Origin of the sequence: Allokutzneria multivorans (assembly GCF_039537405.1) — a bacterium.
Lineage (GTDB): Bacteria > Actinomycetota > Actinomycetes > Mycobacteriales > Pseudonocardiaceae > Allokutzneria > Allokutzneria multivorans.
Genome location: NZ_BAABAL010000007.1, coordinates 154,858 through 175,088 on the forward strand (window position 1 = coordinate 154,858; position 20,231 = coordinate 175,088).

Consider the following 20,231-nt stretch of genomic DNA (forward strand, 5'->3'; position numbering starts at 1 on the left):
TCCCTTGTGGACGTCCACAAGGGACAGCGCGAACGGGGGTCAGTAGATCTGGATCTCGGTCACAGCGACCAGCGAATCGAGGTCGTTCCGGGTCCATTTGCCGAACCGAGCTTCGAGCACCCGCCCCTGAATGGTCTTGTAAGTGATCCGCACGCTGTTGTTGCCGGTGTCGATCGCGAAGACGTCGTAGAGCGCGACCGACATGGTTCCCGCATAGGCGAAGCAATGGAGCGGGCCGTCGTAGCGCATGATCGTCAAGAACGCTGGGTCACCGCAGCGGACACTCTGGATCGAGTTAGCCGCAGTTCCCGCAGCGCGTTCACTGGCAGGTGCCGCCTGAGCCACACCGGTCTGGCCGACCGTGGCCGCGCACAGCGCGAGCGCCGCAGACAGCGTCCTCATTCTCACAACATCCTCCGTACACGAGCAGAAATCACATCTGACGACTCTCGCCGAACGCTCGGTCGGCAAAATAATCACGACTCCGCCCCGCTCGCGGTCACAGACTTCACACGCAGGCGAAGCCCCTCACCTGAAGGACGGAAAGACCCTGGCGACCCCGCCGCTCAACATGAATTGTATTCAGAAGGGTGTCGCGGAGATATCGTCGCCTGAATACCCTGGCCGCCATTGCGCCGGACGGAGCGGATCGGGCGGGCGTGGAGGCGAGCCACCGCGATCCGGTGGCCCGCCAGGGCCGGAGTGCGTCCAGCCGGAAGCAGCGCCGGCAGTTTCCCCGTTGCCACCATCTGCACACGGCAGGAACACGTGCGAAAGCATCGACATCACCCGGCACCACTAGCCCGGCAACCCCACCCGCCCTCGCCCTGAGCAGCCAAGAGACCAGCGGGCGAGCGTGGGAGCGGGCATGACCACGGCACGGCGGCGCGGACCGGTGCAGGCGACCCGGAAATTGTTAAGAACAGATCATGCGCGCGCTCCGAGAAGCGGTCGCTCACCTATTTCGCGGGCGGTTCAGCGTCGCTTAAGCGCTACTTCAAGGCCTTTGTTGAGGCTGCTTCTCGCGGGGGAGTCCCCCGCTGGTCGCCGGTCCTGTGCGCCGGGTGATGCAGGGGCAACAGCCGCGTGGGGCGGGGCCGGCGACCGCCGGTCCGGGGAATTCTCCGAAAAACGTTCAGAGAACCGCTCGGGCCGGTCATCGTCTGCCGAGGAGTGCCATGACCGTCCCGCCCGTGTCCCCGCTCGACGCGGGTTGGTCCACCGCCGACCTGCGCTGGGCCGACGCGCGTTACCTGCACGAGCTGCCCACCGCCCCGGTGCGCGACACCAAGCGCGCCGAGCGCCGGATGAGCCGGTGGAACGCGTCCTTCGTGGACGGTTCGGCGGCCAGCCGCCGGGCGGCGGGGGTGCTGGGGTTCAAGCTGGACTCGCTGTGGCGCACGTTCGGCTCGCCGACGGGCCGCGAGGACCGCGCCCCGGTGCCGGACTGGCTGACCCAGGTGCAGCGGGCGCGCTGCTACGGCGGGCCGCCCGGGAACGACGGCCACCTGGCCTCGGACGAGGAGCTGACCGGGATGCGCGCGGTCACCGAGATCGTGCGCGGCTACCAGCGCGTGCTGCACAACCGGTTGCGGCGGCTGCCCGCGACGAGCGGAGCGCCCGGGCTGGCGCGGCTGCCGGAGCTCCTGGTGTCCGCGTGGCCGCGCCAGCGGGTCGCCGACGCGGTCTCCGGTGTTCCCGGCGCCGACGAGGCCACGACCGTGCAGGAGCAGCTGCACGTCTGGAACACCTATCCCGTGCTGCTGCGCTACGTCAACGACGTGCTGCGGACCTGGCTGCACGAGCGCACGGCCTTCGCGCAGCGCCTGGTGCGGGACCACGTCGAGCTGCAACGGGTCTGCGGTGAACCGCTGGGCGAGCTGGTCTCGGTCGACTTCGGCGAGCGCAGCACCGTGCTGGCCTTCGAGAACCTCAGCGTGGTCCACCGCCCGCACGGGGTCGAGGCGGACCACGCGTGGGCGTCGGTTTGCGCGTGGTTCAACGAGCGCGAGCCCGAGCACGACCTGCTGCCGGTTCCCGTGCTGCGCAAGGAGAACTACGGCTGGATGTGCCACGTCGCCGCGAAGCCGTGCCGCACGGAGGCGCAGGCGCGCGCGTTCCACTGGCGGGTCGGCGCGCTCACCGCGCTGATGTACGTGCTGGACGGCTCGGACGCGCCGCACCGCGGCGTGATCGCGCACGGCGAGCACCCGGTGCTGGTCGACGCGCAGGTGCTGCTGCGCGGGCGCCCGGCGGACTCGATGCGCGGGCCGGGGCGGCAGGACCCGGCGGTGGAGCTGATGCGCGAGGGCGTCCTCGGCGTCGGCGTGATCGGCACCAAGCCGCTGACCAGCCTGGGGGGTGAGCCGGTCGATCCGCGCGAGCACCGCGAGGACATGCTGGCCGGGTTCGAGTGGACCTACCGCGCGGTCGCCGTGGACTGGGGCGCGTGGCTGGCCGTCGGCGGACTGCTCTCGACGTTCACCGAGGTGCCCGTGCGGCACGTGCCGCGCGATCCCGACCGCTACCGCGAGGTGCTCGCCGACAGCCTGCGGCCGGAGCACCTGCGCGACGGCGTCGACCGCGACCGGAGCCTGGTGTCCTTGTCCGCCAACGATTCTGGCGACAGCCCGCGCGAGCTGCTGTGCAACGACGAGCTGTACGCGCTGCGGGCGGGGGTGCTGCCGAGCTACTTCTCCCGCGCGCACAGCACGCTCGTGTGGAACCGCGAGGGCAAGGCGCTGGGCCCGATGCTGGCCGAGCCGCCGCTGGACATCGCGATCCGCCGGATCAGCGAGCTGACCGAGCCGGGGATGCTGCGCCAGCTCTCGCTCATCCGGCAGGCGCTGGACGTGCCGGCGCCGGGACGCCTCGCGCGGTCCCGGCCCGCGCCGCCGCCGGAGGCGCTGCCGGAGGAGCCGCTGCGCTACCCCGAGGCGGTCGCGGAGGCGGTCGACCTGGCCAAGGGGCTGTGCCGCCAGGCGGTGCGGCGCAACGGCGCGATCGGGTGGATCGCACTGAACCCAGCAGGCGGCGGGCACTGGGAGCTGGGGCCCGCGCCCAAGGACCTGCGCTCGGGAACGGCGGGCATCGGGTTGTTCCTGTCCACGGTTTCCGCCTACACCAGGGACACCGAGGTCACCGGGACCGCGCACGCCGTCGCCGACCACCTCGCGCGATGGGGGCGCGGCGCCGCCGAAGGGCTCGGCCGCTGCGCGCTGGACCGGCCCGACGCCGGAGCATTCGGCGCGGTCGGCGGGCTGATCCACTACCTGACGCACACCTCGGTCCTGCTCGACCGGCAGGACCTGCTCGGCCTCGCCCAGTCGCTGCTGCGCCCGCTCGCCGCGCACGTCCAGCACGACCAGCGCTTCGACCTGGTCAGCGGCAGTGTCGGCGCGATACTCGTCGCGCTCGGGCTGCACGAGGTGCTCCCGGGCTCGCAGGCGCTGGAGGTGGCGCACGCGGCGGGCACGCGGCTGGTGCGCGCCCCCGCGCTGGTGCCGGGGACCGCCATCGGGCTCTCGCGCGGGGCGAGCGGGATCGCCTACGCGCTGGCCCGGCTGCACACGGTCGACCCGCGCCCGGAGTACGCCGAGACCGTGCGGGCCGCGCTGCGCCACGAGCGCGACCACCTGCACCCCGACCGCCACGACTGGGCCGCGCCGAGGGCGGAGGGCTGCACGGCGGCCGACGGCGACGCCCCGCTGCTGGGCTGGTGCCACGGGGTTCCCGGGGTCGGCCTGGCCAGGGCGGGCATCGCCGCGCTCGGCTCGCGCTGGGACGTCGAGGACGACCTGGACGCGACCGAGCGAACGACCGCGCTCGCGCTGTTCGGGGAGACCGGTGGGCTGCTGGCCTCCGTGGGCGATCACGGCCTGTGCCACGGCGACCTCGGCGCGCTGGAGCTGCTCGTGCTCGCGGCGCACCGACGCTCCGATGTGGACGGTCAGCGGCGGTGCGGGCAGGCCGTGCGCGCGGTGCGCGACCGTGGCCGCGAAGCGGGCTGGAGCACCGGGCCCGCGCGTCCGGAGTCGGTGCCGGGGCTGATGCACGGCAGGGCCGGGATCGGCTACAACCTGCTGCGGCTGGTCGCGCCGGAACTGGTGCCGTCGGTGCTGCTGCTGGAACCGCCGAGAATGCCTTAGCCGGTGTCCTGCACGTCGTCAGGTTCGCCGGTCTTCAAGACCCCCGGCCGCAGGGTTTGTGGCAGTTAGAGATGATCAACAGGAGGGTTTGGTGGTCTTGAAGACACCCCGACCCGCAGCGGCACCGTGACGGGACCACACAGCTCAGCCGCGTGCGGGACAGGCTCTAGCCACCGAGAAGTTCGTGGACCCGCGCGGCCTGGTGGCTGCCGATCTCCTGGTAGATCGCCAGAGCTTCCCGCCAGGCGCGGTCGGCCTCGCCGGGCTTGCCCAGCGCCATGAACGCCCTTCCGAGCTCCACTGTGGACAGTGCGTGCTCGTAGCGGTCGGCGCTGTCGTGGAACATCCGCGAACTGCGCAGCGAACAGATCATCGCCTCGTGCGCGCGCCCCTCCGCCCGGTGCACGAGGCCCCGCACGCGCAGCGCCAGCGCCTCGCCCCACTCGTTGCCGAGCTCGCGCATCTGGGCCAGTCCCAGCTCGCTGTTGGCCCGCGCGGGGACCGGCGTTCCGACGCGCGCCTGCGCCTCGGCGAGGTGCAGGCGCGCGAGCGCGGCCGACCACCGGTTTCCCAGGCGCTCCAAGACCTTCAGGGCGTCGGCGAAGTGCTCTAGCGCCTCGGTCGGCCGGTCGGTCTGCGCGCACAATTCGCCGAGGCTGAGCCTGCTGAGCGCGGCCGTGCCCTCGTCCTCGAGCTGGCGGGAGAGTTCCAGCGATCGGATCAGGCAGTCCTCGGCCTCGACCATCCGCCCGAGCGAGAGGTAGACCCCGCCGAGGTTGTGCAGCACGGAGCGCAGACCGCGCGGCCGGTCCAGCTCGACGGTCAGCTCCAGCGCGCGGAGGCTGTGGCGCAGCGCCTCGTCGAGCCGGTGCATCTGGTGGGCCGCGCTTCCCAGCCCGGTCACGATGCTGACCTCGGCGCAGGGGTCACCGGTGCGCCGCGCGGCGCGCAGCCCGGCCTCGTTGGCGGTGATCCAGTGCTGGTAGTTCCTGGTGCGGTCGAAGTGCGGGGTCAGCACGACGGCGAACTGCCACGCCAGTTCGGGCAACCCGGCGGACTCGGCCCTCACAACGCTGGCGACCAGGTTGTCCTGCTCGGCGTTCAGCCACCGGAAGGCCTCGGCGACCGAGGTGAAGTCCTTCGGCGGGCACTCCGGGTCGGGCTCGGTGTAGAGCAGCGCGTTGGCCTGGCCGCCGAGGTCGGTCTCGGTCGCCATCCGCGCGCTGTGCATCGACCACAGCACCAGCCTGCGCAGCACGGCACGGCTGCCGTCCTCACCGTCCTCGGCGACGGCCAGCTGCGCGGCGTACTCGCGGAGCAGGTCGTGCAAACGGTAGCGGCCGGGCAGCACCTCCTCGATCAGGTGCCCCTCCAGCAGCCGCCGCAACCAGGCCCGCGTCCTCGGCACGTCCACCTGGCCCGGTGACACGCACGCGGCCGCGGCGAGCGGGAAGTCCGTTCCCGGGATGAGCCCGAGGCGGCGGAAAACCCGGCGCTCGTCGGGCTCCAGCATCTGGTACGAGCGCTCGAAGGCCGCGCGCACCGCCGCGTGCGGATCGTCGGGGATCTCCAGCGCGGCAAGGCGTTCGGCGCCGCGGAGCCGTTCGACGAACTCGCCGAGCCCGACGCGGGTGTTGGTCAGCAGCTGCCCGCACGCCACCCGCAGCGCGAGCGGGAGGTGCCCGCAGCGCTCGGCCAGCTCCCGCGCCTTCTCCTGGTCGGCGCGCACGAGATCCGCGCCGATCAGCCGCGCCAGCAACCGCAGCGCAGTCTCCGTGGAGAACATGCCGAGGCTCACCGACTCCGCGCCGTTGAGCGCGACCAGCCCGCCGAGCCTGCTGCGGCTGGTCACCAGCACCGTGCAGCCGGGCGTGCCGGGCAGCAGCGGCCGGACCTGCTCCGTGCCGCGCGCGTTGTCCAGCACGAGCAACAGCCGCTTGCCGGTGAGCGTGCTGCGCAGCAGCGCGGCGGCCTCGTCCCGGCGGGTGGGCACCCGCCCCTCGGGCACGCCGAGCGAGCGCAGCAACCGGCCGATGGCCTCCTCCGGCGTCATCGGCGGTTCGGCGCTGTAGCCGTGCAGGTCGACGTAGAGCTGACCGTCGGGGAACCGCGCGGCCGTCCGGTGTCCGAAGTGGACGGCCAACGCCGTCTTGCCGACTCCTGCCGGTCCGTCGATGGCCACCACCTGGGTGCCGCGCCGGATCGCCTGCTCCAGCAGGGAAATCTCTTCCTCGCGGCCGGTGAAGCCCGCGGGCTCGGCGGGGAGCTCCGCTGGCAGCTCCGACCACGCGACGGCCGAGGCCGCCTGTCCCTCCACAGTGGACGGTTTGGTGGAGCCGACGAGCGTCGCGGCGGGCACTCCGGCGAGGATGTCGGCGTGCCTGCGGCGCAACCGCTCTCCCGGCTCCACCGCGAGCGCGTGCACCAGCGTCTCGCGGGCCTGCCGGTAGGCCTCCAGCGCGTCGGCCTGCCGACCGGCGCCGTAGAGCGCCGTCATCAGCCTGGCCCAGTGCCCCTCGTTCAGCGGCTGCTCAGCGGTGAGCGCGCGCAGCTCGCCGATGACCTCCGCGTAGTGGCCGAGGCCGAGCCGCGCGTCCACCAGCGTCTGCCGGGCCGACCAGCGCAGCTCCTCCAGGCGGGTGCGCTCGGCGGAGACCGTCGGCCCGTGCGGCACGTCGGCGAGCGCGGTGCCGCGCCACAGCGCCAGAGCCTCGCCCGTGGTGGCGACGGCGCGGTCGTGCTCGCCCCGGTCCAGCTCGGCCCGGCCGCGCGCGGCGAGCTGGGTGAAGCGGTCGGCGTCCAGCTCACCCGCGCCCACGTCCAGCACGTATCCACCGGATCGGGTGAACAGGCAGGGGCCGCCGAGGAGCTGGCGGATCTGGTGCACGTAGACCTGGACGGCGTTGACCGCCGAGCCGGGCGGCTCCTCCGGCCACACCTCGGCGACGAGGCGCTCCACCGAGACGACCTGGTTGGCGTGCAGCAACAACAGGGCCAGCACCGAGCGCTGCTTCGCCGCCCTGGCACCGCGCCAGCCGTCGGGCGCGCGCACCTCCAGCGGTCCGAGCAGGCGGAACCTCGGCGTCTCCACGCAGCGAGCTTAGTGCCGCCCGGGGACCGGTCCCGGGGTGCGCTCCCTACCGTGCCCCATCCCCTTGGCGCGAAAGGACGAGCACCGGTGTCGATCATGCTGGAGCGGGACCAGTGGGTGATCGTCGCGCACTGGGCCTCCGGGGTCCACGAGGGCGCGACGTGGCTGGTCGAGCGCCCCGAGGACGGGGCGGCGGCGGTGCGCAGGTCGACCCGCTGCCCGGTGTGCGCCAAACCGCTGGCCTTCACCGTTCGCTGCGTGCGTGCGACGCGCGCGAGGCGGTCGCTGCGGTGGGCCGCCTCGCTGGCCTGCCTCGCCGTCCCGGTCGCCCTCTTCGGCCTGACCGCGCCGGTGGTGGCGCTCAGCCTTGGTCTCGGAGGATTCCTCGCGTACGGGGCGAGCCGGGAGATGGGCGTCTCGCTGCGCGGCGTCGACCTCAGGCACGCGGTCCTGCCGACCTGATCAGGGGAGAGGATCGCGCTTTCACAGCGGTCACACCGCCCGAGGGGTTTGCTACACGCCGGGGTGCGTCGGGCGCGTGGTCACATGGTGCCTAAAGTCGTCCCCGAACAGCTTTGAGCGTTCTCGTCGAGGAGGAACCCCTGTGACCGACCCCGGGCACGCCGAGGGCACGGCAGCCCCCGCCGCACCGCAGACCCCCGCCCGTGACGCCCAGCTGCTGGAGCGCACGGTGTTCGAGGTCAAGCGGGTGATCGTCGGGCAGGACCGCCTCGTCGAGCGGATGCTGGTCGGCCTGCTCGCCAAGGGCCACCTGCTGCTGGAGGGCGTGCCCGGTGTGGCCAAGACCCTCGCCGTGGAGACCTTCGCGCGCGTGGTGGGCGGCTCCTTCAACCGCCTGCAGTTCACCCCCGACCTGGTGCCCGCCGACATCCTCGGCACCCGGATCTACCGCCAGGGCAGCGAGAGCTTCGACGTGGAGCTGGGCCCGGTCGTGGCCAACTTCGTGCTCGCCGACGAGATCAACCGCGCCCCGGCCAAGGTGCAGTCGGCGCTGCTGGAGGTCATGGCCGAGCGGCACGTCTCCATCGGCGGCAAGACCTTCCCGATGCCCAACCCGTTCCTGGTGATGGCCACCCAGAACCCGATCGAGAACGAGGGCGTCTACCCGCTGCCCGAGGCGCAGCGCGACCGCTTCCTGTTCAAGATCCTCGTCGAGTACCCCTCCGCCGAGGAGGAGCGCGAGATCGTCTACCGGATGGGCGTGCAGCCCCCGGCCCCGCACCAGGTGCTCACCGCGCAGGAGCTGGTTCGGCTCCAGGGCGTGGCCGCGCAGGTGTTCGTGCACCACGCGCTCGTCGACTACGTCGTGCGCGTCGTGCTCGCCACCCGCCAGCCCACCGAGCACGGCCTGACCGACGTGGCGGGCTGGATCGCCTACGGCGCTTCGCCGCGCGCCACCCTCGGCATCGTCGCCGCGTCCCGGGCGCTGGCCCTGGTGCGCGGGCGCGACTACGTGCTGCCGCAGGACGTGGTGGACGTGGTGCCGGACGTGCTGCGCCACCGCCTCGTGCTGTCCTACGACGCGCTCGCCGACGGCGTCCCGGTCGACCACATCATCAGCCGCGTGCTCCAGACGGTGCCGCTGCCGCAGGTCTCCGCGCGGCCGCAGCAGGGCCCGCCGCCCGGCCAGCCCATGCCGCAGGCACCCGCGCAGGCCGCGCCCAGGCAGTGAGCCCCGCGCAGAACACCCCGCAGAGCACCCCGCAGAACGTCGAGCAGGAGGCGCGCCCGTCCTGGGCGCCCCCGTCGTTGCGGGGCGGACGGATGGAGGCCGGGCTTCGCACGCTGGAGCTGACCGTGATGCGGCGGCTGGACGGCCTGCTCCAGGGCAACCACCTCGGCCTGGTGCCCGGACCCGGCACCGAGCCCGGTGAGGCGCGGCTCTACCAGCCCGGCGACGACGTGCGCCGGATGGACTGGTCGGTCACCGCGCGCACCACCGAGGCGCACATCCGGGAGACCGTAGCCGACCGCGAGCTGGAGACCTGGGTCGTGCTGGACCGCTCGCCGAGCATGGACTTCGGCACGGCGGGCTGCGAGAAGCGCGACCTCGGCATCGCGGCGCTGGCCGCCGTCGCGCACCTGACCAGGGGCGGCGGCAACCGGATCGGCGCGGTCGTCGCCAACGGCGAGAGCACGGTCCGCTTCCCCGCGCGCGGCGGCCTGCCGTACGCGCGCGGCCTTGTCCGCAAGGCGGCCGAGCAGCCTTCGGCGCCCGAGGGCACGCGAGGCGATCTCGCCGCCGCGCTGGAGCAGCTGCGCCGCCCGCCGCGCAGGCGCGGGCTCGCCGTGATCATCTCGGACTTCCTCGGCCCGGTGGACTGGCTGCGCGCGATGCGCGGACTGGCCGCCCGGCACGACCTGCTCGCGATCGAGGTGCTCGACCCGCGCGATGTGGAACTGCCCGACGTGGGCACCGTGGTGCTGGCCGACCCGGAGACCGGCGGCCAGCGCGAGGTGCACGCGACCCCGTTGCTGCGCAGGGAGTTCGCCGCCGCGGCGGCCGCGCACCGCGACGAGGTGGCCGCCGCGCTGCGCGGGGTCGGGGCCTCGCACCTGGTGCTGCGCACCGACTCTGACTGGATCGCCGACATCCTGCGCTTCGTGGTGCGCCGCAAGCAGCGCTGGTCGGGAGGGGGAGCCTGATGTTCGGCCTGAGCGTGACGGGCTTCGCCCACCCGTGGTGGTTCCTGCTGTTCGTCGCGGTCGTGGCGCTGCTGGGCTGGTACCTGTGGGCGCAGCGGCGGCGCAAGCGCAACGTCATGCGCTTCACCAACCTGGAGCTGCTGGAGAAGGTCGCGCCGAAGCGCCAGGGCTGGGTGCGCCACGTCGCGCCCGCGCTGCTGCTGGTGTCGATGGCGCTGCTGACCGTGGCGATGACCGGCCCGACCGGCGAGCAGCGGGTGCCGCGCAACCGGGCGACCGTGATGCTGGTGATCGACGTGTCGCTGTCGATGAAGTCCACCGACGTGAAGCCGGACCGGCTCACCGCCGCGCAGAACGCGGCCAAGGCCTTCGCCGACGGGCTCACCCCCGGCGTGAACCTCGGGCTGATCTCCTTCGCGGGCTCGGCCGCCGTGGTCGTCGCGCCGACGGCGGAGCGGGCCCCGGTCAAGCACGCGATCGACAACCTGCGCCTCGGCGCGGGCACCGCGACCGGTGACTCCATCGCCTCGGCCGTGGCCGCCGTCGACTCCTTCGGCAAGCTCATCACCGGCCCCGACGGCCGCCCTCCGTCGCGGATCGTGCTGATGTCCGACGGCAAGCAGACCATCCCCGCGAGCCTGGACGAACCGCGCGGGGCCTTCGCCGAGGCCAAGAACGCCAAGAACGCGGGCATGCCGATCTCGGCCATCTCCTTCGGCACCGAGTACGGCAGCATCGAGATCGACGGCCGCTCGCAGCTCGTCCCGGTGGACGACGACTCGATGAAGCAGATCGCCACGCTCTCCGGCGGCGACTTCCACAAGGCGGCGACCGAGAGCGAGCTGCGCCGGGTCTACGACAACCTCGGCGAGCAGATCGGCTACGAGACCAAGCGCGCCGACGCCAGCCGCCCGTGGGTGGTGCTGGGCACGCTGACCCTGCTCATCGCCGCCGCCGTCTCCCTCGTGCTCGGCCAACGCATCCCCTGAGGCGCCGTTCCGCGGTCTTCAAGACCCACGAACACCACGCCTCCCGCCGCCCACCCAACCTCCCCCGGGGGGCGTTGAGTGGGCGCGGACGGTGGGGCTGAGGCCTGTCCCGCACGTCATCAGGTTCGCTGCTCTTCAAGACCACCCAACCCCCACCCCAGCCGTCTTCAACGACAGCAAACCCCGCAACACCGCAGGGTTTGCGGCGGTTAACGATGATCAACAGCGGGGTTTGCTGGTCTTGAAGACACCCCGACCCCAGCGACACCGTGACCGGAACACACAGCGCAATCACTTGCAGGACAGGCGCTAGTCGGATTGAGCGTGCCAGTGGGTGAGGTCGGCGGGGGTGTCGATGTCGTCGGTCTCGGAGTGCTCCGAAGGCAGGCGGTGGACGGTGAGGGCGGCGAGGACGCGGCGGAGTGAGGCGCCTGCGGGGGAATCCGGCAGACAGCGCCGCAGCGCCCGCGTGCGCCACACACCAGCAGTCCACTGTGGACGATCGTCGGCGTCGACGAGAACGACCCCGTCGACACCGGCGGTCAGCGCGGTGCGCAGTCTGTCCACAGTGGACGCGGTGACACCGGGTTGGTCGACGGCGAGCACCGCGACGAGGTCGGAGTCCACCAGCGCCAAGCCCGCCGCGAGCCCCGCGACCGGACCGCCGCCGGGCGGCTCCTCGCGCGTCCACACCACGGGCCGGGCGGTCTCCCGGGGCGGCCCGACCACGACGATCCGCGAGCCCGGCGGCACCACGTCGAGCACGCGGTCCAGCAGCGTCCGCCCGCCGAGCACGATCGCCGCCTTGTCCCGCCCGCCGAGGCGCCGCCCCTGGCCCCCCGCCAACACGATCAGCTCCACCCCCGGAGGGTCTCAGCCGAGGTTCACCGGGATGGAGGTGGGGCCGATGGTGATGAACGACGGCGAGTACGGGATGGCGGCCGGATCGATCGCGAGGCCCAGCCGCGGGAACCGCCGGTAGAGCGAGGCGAGCGCGATCTGCCCTTCGAGCCGGGCGAGGTGCGCCCCGACGCAGAACCGGGGACCGTGGCCGAAGCCGAGGTGCGCGCCCTGGTCGCGGGTGATGTCGAACTCCCCCGCCGTCTCGCCGTAGGCCTCCGGGTCGAGCCCGGCCGCCTGGAAGGACACGCCGACGGCGTTGCCCTTGGGGATGGGCACGCCGTCGATGGTGACGTCCTCGGCGGTGAACCGGAAGCTGGTCCACATCACGGAGTGCCGGTACCGCAACGTTTCCTCGACCACGTCGGCCCAGCGGTCCTCGGACTTGGCCAGCTCCAGCTGATCGGGGTTCTGCGCGAGCGCGACGATCGCGTTGCCCAGCATGTGCACAGTGGTCTCGTGCCCGGCGAGCACCATCAGCCACAGCACGCCGACCAGCTCGTCGGTGGTGAACCGATCGCCCGCGTCGTGCGCTTGGACGAGCCCAGAGGTGAGGTCGTCGCCGGGCTCGGCCTGCTTGCGCGCCACCAGCTCGTTGAGGTAGCCCAGGTAGGCGTTCTGCGTCGCGAAGGCCTCCTCCGGCGGCGTGGTGTGCGAGAGCAGCAGCGTCGTCCACCGCCGCACCTGGGCGCGCTCCGAGCGGGGAATGCCGAACAGCTCGCAGATCACCCACATCGGCAGCGCCTCGGTGAAGGCGGGCACGAGGTCGACACCGTCGCCCGCCTCCGCCAGGCCGTCGAGCAGCTCGTCCACGATCTCCTGCACGCGGGGGCGCAGCGCCTGCACCCGCGCGGGCGTGAACGCCTTGGTGATCAGCCCGCGCAGCCGCCGGTGCTGCTCGCCGTCGGTGGTGGACATGTGCTTGCCCTGGACGATCGCGCGCAGCGGCCAGTCCTCCGCGATGGTGCCGTCGTGCAGCGCGGGCCAGTGCTCGGGCTCGCGGAGGAAGGTCTTGTTGTCCCCGGCGATGATCTGGCGCGCGGCGGCCTGCGACAGCGCGAGGTAGGCCTGCACCCCGCCGGGGTAGGCGACCTTGACGACGGGGCCGATCTCCCTGAGGCGGGTGCAGGTGTCGAGCACGGACTCGTCCGCTGCCGGGAACGAGGGAATTCCAGTCGTCATCGAAAACACCTTCTGTATGCCGAACATTTCGGGACACGCGAAATGACCGTGAAGCGATCGGTAGATCAACCACAAATATGCGGTCGCACTCGCTCTGGGCTGGCAAGCATCCTCGTCACCATTCCGCCGAACAAGGTTCCCCGCGAATCACGCACCCCATCGGACTAAGGCGAACACCAGATTTTCGGGCCGTGCCGAACGGTAATCACGGGCGGACGCCTAAGATGCCCGCCCATGGGGAATGAGCGGGTGGTCGCCGGGCGCTACCGGCTCGACGAGCGGATCGGCTCCGGCGCCATGGGCGTGGTGTGGCGGGCCACCGACACCGAGCTGGGGCGCGTGGTGGCGCTCAAGCGCTCGCAGGAGGGCGACAACGGCCAGATCCGCCGCGAGGCGCGGATCGGCGCCGGGCTGCACCACCCGCACGTGGTCACCGTCTTCGACGTCGTCGTGGACAAGGAGGTGGACGAGGACGAGCGCTGGCTGGTGATGGAGTACCTGCCCGCGCGCACGCTGGCCGAGGTCCTGGACGCCGACGGCCCGCTGGACCCCGGCACCACCGCGCGGATCGGCGCCCAGCTCGCCGCCGCGCTCACCGCGATGCACGAGCGCCGCATGGTGCACCGCGACATCAAGCCCGGCAACGTGATGCTCACCGAGGACGGCACCGCCAAGCTCACCGACCTCGGGATCGCGCAGTGGGCGGAGGTCACCCACACCACCAGCGGCCAGGTCGGCGGCACGCCCGGCTACCTCGCGCCCGAGGTGGCCGACGGGCACGACGCGAAGTCCGCCTCCGACGTGTTCTCCCTGGGCGCCACGCTCTTCGCCGCCGTCGAGGGCGGTTCTCCGTGGGGCGAGTCCACGCGCGGGCCGTTCGCGCAGCTGCGCCGGGCCGCCTCCGGAGTCACCGAGCCGATGAAGCGCGCGGGCCCGTTGGAGCCCGTGCTGGCGCGGATGCTCGACAAGGACCCCGCGCGGCGACCGAGCGCGGAGCGGGCGAAGGAGCTGCTCGACGCGATCACCGGTGACTCGACACCCGTGTTCTCCTTGCCCCGCAAGCGAAAGCGGCGCGCCCTCGCCCTCGGAGCAGCTGCCGTCGCGATCGCCTTGGTAGCGGGCGCGGCGGTCTACCTGACGCGGCAGACCGCGGTCCCCGGCTCGCTCGGCGACCCGCGCACCGCCGACCCGTGCTCCCTGCTCGACGCGGCGGCGGTGGCCTCCTTCGGCGAGGTCACCTCCGACTCCGAGTACGGCGAGTTCCTCCGCTGCGGCCTCTACATCAAGCAGAGCGCCGAGGACCAGGACCTGATCACGGTGGCGGCGGAGTTCGACCAGCGCGAGGAGTACGCGGAGCAGCCGTACACGCCGGGTCAGCTCGGGCTCCCGCAACGCCCGCCGGAGAAGAACGGCCGGTGCGTGCGCTCCATCGCGCTGCCCGACCTCGGACAGGTCAAGATCACCACCGAGCACAAGCAGAAGAAGCCCGCTCCCCTGTGTGCCGTCGCCGAGGCCGCGTTCAGCAACGCGCTCGCCGTGCTCTCCCGGGGCGAGATCCCGCGCCGCCACGAGCCGTTCGCGAAGGAGTCGCTCGCGCGGCTCGACGCGTGCTCCCTGCTGGAGGACGCCGATCTGACCAAGGTGCTCGGCGTCGCGGGGATGCCCGTCGAGCCCAAGCTCGGCGGCTGGACCTGCTGGTGGGAGAAGGGCAAGGTCGAGGCCGAGATCACCTTCTCGCGCAACTGGCAGCTCTCCCCCGGCCCCGACGAGGACGGCGAGCAGATCACGATCGGCTCGCGCACCGCCTTCGTGGAGACCAGCAAGGCGGGCAACGACGGCGCCGACGTCTGCACCACGCGGATCGTGCACCGCAAGTACGACAAGAAGGCCGCGTGGAACGACCGCTGGGACGAGCTGGTCAACGTGGCCGTGGAGACCAAGTCCGACCCGCTGCCCGCGCTCTGCGCCAAGGCCGTCGAGCTGGCCAAGCTCGTCGAACGCCGACTGCCCCCGGCCTGAGGGCGCGGGGGCAGTCGGCGGAAGAACCTCAGAGCAGGCGGGTCGCGTACGGCATGATGCCGCCGTAGCGCACCGAGGTGACGCGCACGCGGGCTCCGGAGAACGGGGCCTCGACCATCCGCCCGCCGCCGATGTACATGGCGACGTGGTGGATGCGACCGCCGCTGTGGGCCCAGAACAGCATGTCACCGGGCTGCATCTGCGACAGCGGCACCTTGCGGCCGGAGTTGTACTGGTAGCCGCTGTAGTGCGCCAGGTTGATGCCCACCCCGGCGAAGGCGTAGATCATCAGGCCGGAGCAGTCGAAGCCGATCTTGCGGTAGTCGCCGAAGGCGTCGGCGACACCGCCGTCGCGGATACCGCGCGTCGGGCCGCTGCCGTTGCCACCGCCCCACGCGTAGATCACGCCGAGCTGCGAGAGCGCGCGGTTGATCACGATCTGCACGGCACCGCTGCCCGCGACCCTGGTCGGCTTCTGCACGGTGCCCCGGTTGCCTCCGCCGGAGGCGGCACCACCGGTGCGCCTGCGCTCCTCGGACGCGGCGGCGGCAGCGGCCTCGGCGGCCTGGCGGGCGAGCTCGGCCTCCTCGCGACGCTTGGCCTCCTGCCAGTTCTCGAAGCTGCGACGCTGGTTCTGCAGCCCGCCGACCCGGTTGCGGGCCTCCTCCAGCTGCCGTTCGACCGAGCTGCGCTCGTTCTCCAGCTGCTCGGCCCTGCGCTCCTGCCCGGCCCGCGCGCTGACGGCGGCGTTGCGGGCGGTGTCGGCGGTGCGCTTGGCGGTCTCGGCCGCGTCCTCCTTGGACTTCGCGACCTCCAGCGCCTTGCGGGCCAGCGAGTCCTTGTTGGCCTTGTCGGTGCGCGCCCGGTGCATGTTGTCCAGCGCGGTGAGCTGCGAGCCGCTGGCCGCGTCGAGCATCCGCAGGCGCTCCAGCAGTTCGTCGGCGCTGCGCACGCCCATCAGCGCGCGGATCGAGCCGACCGTGCTGCCCTGCTGGTAGCTGCTGCTGGCGAAGGCGTCGACCTGCTTGCGGACCTCCTCGATGGCCCGCCCCGCCGCGTCGGCCTCGGCCTTGGCCCCGTCGGCCTCGCGCTTGGCCGCGAGTGCGGCGGCCTCGGCCTCGTCGAGGTCGACCTGCGCCTTGTTGGCGTCCTCCATCTTCAGCTGGACCTCGGCCGAGAGCTCCAGGAGCTTGGTCTCGGCCTGGGTCAGCTGGTTGGTCAGCTTGCCGACCTCACCGGCCTTGGAGTCGACGTCCACCCGCCCCTGCTGGAGCTCGGCGTCGCTGGGGTTGGGCGGCGGCGGGGGGACGGCATGGGCCGTGCCCGCGATGCCGACCGCGGTGACCATCGCGAGCGCCACGCTGACGAGCGTGCTGCCGCTCCTTCGAGTCGACATCAACTCACCTCCCACGGCGGACCACGGTGGTCCCTGGTCCCGCTGAGCGGCCCGACGCGGTGTCACCCGCCGAACACGCAGCGCAACTGTGCACCCCTGTCCCCACTCCTGCCACTCGTAGCAGCAGAAACACGCGCCCCGTCCCTCACTCGTGTCACAAAAGGCTACAAATCGGTCACGGCACGCCCCCGGGAGCGTTGCGCTGAACCTTACGCAGCGCGACGCCGTGGGGAAGCCCTTTCGGGCAGCAAAACGGCCCCTCCGCCACAGGAGGGGCCATTCGCACGCACTCGCCCAGCCTAGTTGACCTGGCGGTCCTGATCAGCCCAGAACGGCTGGCGGAGCTTGAACTTCTGGATCTTGCCGGTGGCCGTGCGCGGGATCGAGGAGCGGAACTCCACCGACGTCGGCGCCTTGTAGCCGGCCAGTCGCTGCTTGCAGTGCGCGATGATCTCCTGCTCGGTGACCTCAGCGCCCTCGGCGGTGACCACCAGCGCCTTGATCGTCTCGCCCCACTTCTGGTCGGGAACGCCGATCACCGCGACCTCGGCGACGGCCGGGTGGCTGAACACCGCGTCCTCGACCTCGATGGAGGAGACGTTCTCGCCACCGGTGATGATCACGTCCTTCTTCCGGTCGGAGATCGTCAGGTGGCCCTCCTCGTCCAGGGTGCCGCCGTCCCCGGTGTGGAACCAGCCGCCGTCGAGCGCGGCGGCGGTGGCCTCCTCGTTGTTCCAGTAGCCCTCCAGCACGGTGTTGGAGCGGGCCAGCACCTCGCCGGTGTCGGAGACCGCGAGCCGGACGCCGATGGCCGGGGCGCCCGCGCGGGAGAGCTTGCGGGCGCGCTCCTCGGCGGGCAGGTGCACGTCCTGCGGCCGGGTGCGGTTGAAGGTCAGCGTCGGCGAGGTCTCGGTCAGGCCGTAGAGCTGCTGGAACTCCCAGCCCAGCTCCTCCTCGATGCGCGCGATGGTCCGGGTGGGCGGCGGGGCGCCCGCGCAGACGATGCGCATCGAGCCGCGCCCGGGGATCTCGCCCTGCCAGTCCTGCGCGGCGTCGAGCACCATGTTCCACACCGCGGGCGCGCCGCAGGCCAGGGTCACGCCGTGCTGCTCCACCCGGCGCAGGATCTCGGCGCCGTCGACCTTGCGCAGCACGACCTGCTTGGCGCCGAGCCCGGCCAGCACGAAGGGCATGCCCCAGCCGTTGCAGTGGAACATCGGCAGCGTGTGCAGGTAGACGTCGCGCTCCCACGCCCGCACGTGTAACCCGAAGGTCATCGTGTTGGTCCAGATGTTGCGGTGGGTGATCTGCACGCCCTTCGGCCGCGCGGTGGTGCCCGAGGTGTAGTTGATCGTCGCCGTGGCGTCCTCGTCCGGCTCTGCCCACGCGCGGGGCTGCACGCCGAAGCGCATCAGCTCGGTCTCGGTCTGCTCGCCGAGCACGAAGCGGTGCGGCGCGGTGATCCCGGCGAGGTCGGCGTCCAGCTCGGGGTCGACCAGCAGCGTGGACGCGCCGGAGTGCTCGACGATGTAGGCGATCTCCTCGGCGCGCAGCCGGAAGTTGACCGGGACGCAGACGCGGCCGCTGGCGGGCACGGCGTAGAGCAGTTCGAGCAGCCTGCTGGAGTTGTGGCTGACGACGGCGACGCGCTCGCCCTCGCCGACGCCGAGCGCGTCGAAGCCCGCCTGCCAGGCCCGCACCCGCGCCGCAACGTCGCCGTAGGTGGTCGTCGGCACCGCCGAGGCGGGCTGGTCGGGCTCGTCCACCACGGCCGTGGCGCCGGACCACACGGTCTCGGCTCGATCCACGAAGTCGGCGACGGTCAGCGGGACCCGCATGGTCTTCGTACCTCCAGGGCCGGGGACACCGAGTGGCCGGAAGAGTACTGAGCGCTACGGAAGGGCGATATGCACCCCCGGGATGACTCACCCTTCTGGCGCGCGGGCCGAGGTGTCAGGATGCGCGCTGTGCGTCACCTGTTGCGGCGGGCCGGTACCGGGCTCGCCATCCTCGGCCTCGTCGTCACCGTCCTCGGCACGTTCCTGCCGTGGCTGCACTCCGGCTCGGTGCTCCGCAACAGCTACGAGGCCGCTGACCTGGTCAGACGCCTGCTCGAGCTGGACTCGGGGGTCGGCGGGGCGCTGCTGCTGGTCTGGCCGGGCGTCGGTCCGGTGGCCGCGCTGTGTGTCGCTGGTTACCTCGTGGGATTTCCTCGCGTCTCGGCTGTAGCGAATCTGGTCTTTTCGGCGATAACCGGCGCAGTGGGGGTGTTCGCGTCCGTCCACGCCGACGACGGGGGATCTTTGGTCGGCATCAGCTGGACGGGACCGGTGACCGTGCTGGTCGGTGCCGTGCTGGCGCTGCTCGGCGCGATCGGCGTACTCGTGGGCGCCCCTGGACCTTTCACCCAGGGGAGAAACAGTGAGCAGCACCGAGGGACAGTCCGTCCCTGAGGTTCCGGGAATCATCTCGGAGGAGCCGCAGCTCCAGCAGCAGCCGCCCAAGCGCAAGACCGGTCTGATCGTCGGTGTCGTCGTGGGCGTGCTCGCCCTCGTCGGCGGGGGCGTGACGCTGGCCGTGGCGATGCAGGGCCCCGGCGCGCCGGGCTCCTCGCCCCAGGCCGCGGTGACCGGTCTGGTCGAGGCGCTGAACAAGAACGACACCATCGGTCTGCTCGACCGGGTCCACCCGGCGGAGGCCAAGGCCTTCCGCGACCTGGCGATGACCTCGGCCTCGGAGATGAAGCGCCTCGAGGTGCTGCGCGCCGACGCCGACGCGCTGAAGATGAGCGGCGGCTTCACCGCGCAGGAGATCGGCTTCGCCGACGAGCCGGAGGAGAAGGTCACCGACCGGATCAGCATCGTGAAGCTGATCAGCGGCCGCGTCTCGATGACCGAGGACCCCGCGCAGGCGCCCTACACCGAGAAGTTCCTCAAGCTGATCGAGGGCGTTCCCGGCGCGTCGGCCAAGCAGACGTCCACAGTGGACATCGCCAGCGTCGTGCTGCGCACCGGCAAGCCCGTCCGCGTCGCCACCGTCAAGGTCGGCGACAAGTGGTACCCCAGCGTCTACTACTCGGTCGCGGACTTCGTGCTGCAGATGACCGGGCGCTCGTGGCCGAAGGAGACCATCCCGGCCGTCGGCGCGGCGAGCCCGGAGCAGGCCGTGCGCGAGCTGGTGACCGCCGCGGTGGACGGCAACACGCGCAGGGTGATCGAACTGCTGCCGCCGACCGAGATGGCCGTGGCGCACGACGTCGGCAACGCGCTCGTGGTGCAGCTCAGCGGCGAGACCCCCTCGGACACCAAGCTGATCGAGCTGCAGACCGAGACCAAGGACATCCCCGGCGGCAAGCGGATCAGCCCCCGCAAGATCGTGCTGGAGACCGGCGGCACGCGGGTCTCGCTGGCCAGGGACGGCGACTGCGTCACCCTCGACGCCGGTGAGGGCAAGCGGGTCATGTGCCTGGACCAGGTGCTGGCCGGGATGGAGATGGCCGCGGCGGAGGAGGGCGTCGAGCTGCCCGAGGCCGCGATCCGGGCCTTCCTCGGGATCGGCCGCAACCTCCTCGACATCGGCGTGGCCACGGTCGAGGAGAACGGCAAGCACTACCTGAGCCCGACCGGCACGGTCACCGAGCTGTTCCTGACCTTCCTGCGCGGACTGGACGCCAAGTCCATGGAGGAGCTGGTCAAGCTCGGCGGCTGAGCCTCCGCTGTTCTGTCACGGCAGAAGGGCCGTCCGGACGCTCCGGGCGGCCCTTCGCCTGTCCCCCTTTCGGGGACCCTCCACGTGGGCCGCTGTCCGTTTTGCTCCCGCGACGACCTAGGGTCGCCGTG

Annotated in this window: 14 protein-coding genes; 8 read left to right on the top strand and 6 right to left on the bottom strand. The window is 72.1% G+C overall.

Annotation, left to right across the window (positions count from 1 at the left end):
- Nucleotides 1-39: 39 nt before the first annotated feature.
- Nucleotides 40-402 carry a beta/gamma crystallin domain-containing protein gene (locus tag ABD798_RS13145; RefSeq protein WP_344874303.1) on the bottom strand — a complete coding sequence of 121 codons (363 nt, stop codon included), beginning with the start codon at nt 400-402 and terminating at the stop codon, nt 40-42.
- 776 nt (nt 403-1,178) lie between these two features.
- On the opposite strand from ABD798_RS13145, the gene ABD798_RS13150 reads away from it, so the two are divergent.
- On the top strand, nt 1,179-4,148 hold the full coding sequence (locus tag ABD798_RS13150) for a type 2 lanthipeptide synthetase LanM family protein (RefSeq protein ID WP_344874305.1): 2,970 nt from the start codon (nt 1,179-1,181) through the stop codon (nt 4,146-4,148).
- A gap of 166 nt (nt 4,149-4,314) precedes the next feature.
- On the opposite strand, the gene ABD798_RS13155 is transcribed toward ABD798_RS13150, so the two are convergent.
- Nucleotides 4,315-7,239: an AfsR/SARP family transcriptional regulator gene (locus tag ABD798_RS13155; protein ID WP_344874307.1), complete on the bottom strand. Its 2,925-nt coding sequence runs from the start codon at nt 7,237-7,239 to the stop codon at nt 4,315-4,317.
- 87 nt (nt 7,240-7,326) lie between these two features.
- Between ABD798_RS13155 and ABD798_RS13160 the strand changes: the two genes are divergently transcribed.
- The 4 genes from ABD798_RS13160 (at nt 7,327) to ABD798_RS13175 (ending at nt 10,895) form a co-directional block, all read left to right on the top strand.
- On the top strand, nt 7,327-7,701 hold the full coding sequence (locus tag ABD798_RS13160) for a hypothetical protein (RefSeq protein WP_344874308.1): 375 nt from the start codon (nt 7,327-7,329) through the stop codon (nt 7,699-7,701).
- A gap of 142 nt (nt 7,702-7,843) precedes the next feature.
- Nucleotides 7,844-8,932 carry an AAA family ATPase gene (locus ABD798_RS13165; protein ID WP_344874310.1) on the top strand — a complete coding sequence of 363 codons (1,089 nt, stop codon included), beginning with the start codon at nt 7,844-7,846 and terminating at the stop codon, nt 8,930-8,932.
- Between the two features lie 92 nt (nt 8,933-9,024).
- Nucleotides 9,025-9,906 (top strand): DUF58 domain-containing protein, encoded by an 882-nt coding sequence (locus ABD798_RS13170; protein ID WP_344874402.1) that lies wholly within the window; start codon nt 9,025-9,027, stop codon nt 9,904-9,906.
- Between the two features lie 8 nt (nt 9,907-9,914).
- Nucleotides 9,915-10,895: a VWA domain-containing protein gene (locus tag ABD798_RS13175; protein ID WP_344874404.1), complete on the top strand. Its 981-nt coding sequence runs from the start codon at nt 9,915-9,917 to the stop codon at nt 10,893-10,895.
- A 309-nt stretch (nt 10,896-11,204) separates the two neighbouring features.
- On the opposite strand, the gene mobA is transcribed toward ABD798_RS13175, so the two are convergent.
- Together mobA and ABD798_RS13185 are read right to left on the bottom strand one after the other, a co-directional pair.
- Nucleotides 11,205-11,756: a molybdenum cofactor guanylyltransferase gene (gene mobA, locus ABD798_RS13180; RefSeq protein ID WP_344874312.1), complete on the bottom strand. Its 552-nt coding sequence runs from the start codon at nt 11,754-11,756 to the stop codon at nt 11,205-11,207.
- 12 nt (nt 11,757-11,768) lie between these two features.
- The gene (locus tag ABD798_RS13185) at nt 11,769-12,977 is read right to left on the bottom strand and encodes a cytochrome P450 family protein (RefSeq protein ID WP_344874313.1); all 1,209 of its coding nucleotides are present in this window, start codon (nt 12,975-12,977) and stop codon (nt 11,769-11,771) included.
- Nucleotides 12,978-13,211: 234 nt separating this feature from the next.
- Between ABD798_RS13185 and ABD798_RS13190 the strand changes: the two genes are divergently transcribed.
- Complete coding sequence (locus ABD798_RS13190) at nt 13,212-14,996, top strand: serine/threonine-protein kinase (RefSeq protein ID WP_344874315.1); 1,785 nt, start codon at nt 13,212-13,214, stop codon at nt 14,994-14,996.
- A gap of 28 nt (nt 14,997-15,024) precedes the next feature.
- Here the strand turns inward: ABD798_RS13190 and ABD798_RS13195 are convergent, their stop codons facing one another.
- A complete protein-coding gene (locus tag ABD798_RS13195) occupies nt 15,025-16,392 on the bottom strand; it encodes an NlpC/P60 family protein (RefSeq protein WP_344874317.1) in 1,368 nt (455 codons plus the stop codon).
- 299 nt (nt 16,393-16,691) lie between these two features.
- Nucleotides 16,692-18,230 (bottom strand): AMP-binding protein, encoded by a 1,539-nt coding sequence (locus ABD798_RS13200; RefSeq protein ID WP_344874319.1) that lies wholly within the window; start codon nt 18,228-18,230, stop codon nt 16,692-16,694.
- Nucleotides 18,231-18,350: 120 nt separating this feature from the next.
- On the opposite strand from ABD798_RS13200, the gene ABD798_RS13205 reads away from it, so the two are divergent.
- A complete protein-coding gene (locus tag ABD798_RS13205) occupies nt 18,351-18,845 on the top strand; it encodes a hypothetical protein (protein ID WP_344874321.1) in 495 nt (164 codons plus the stop codon).
- The gene (locus ABD798_RS13210) at nt 18,814-20,100 is read left to right on the top strand and encodes a hypothetical protein (protein WP_344874323.1); all 1,287 of its coding nucleotides are present in this window, start codon (nt 18,814-18,816) and stop codon (nt 20,098-20,100) included. Before ABD798_RS13205 ends, ABD798_RS13210 begins: the two co-directional genes overlap by 32 nt.
- Nucleotides 20,101-20,231 lie beyond the last annotated feature (131 nt).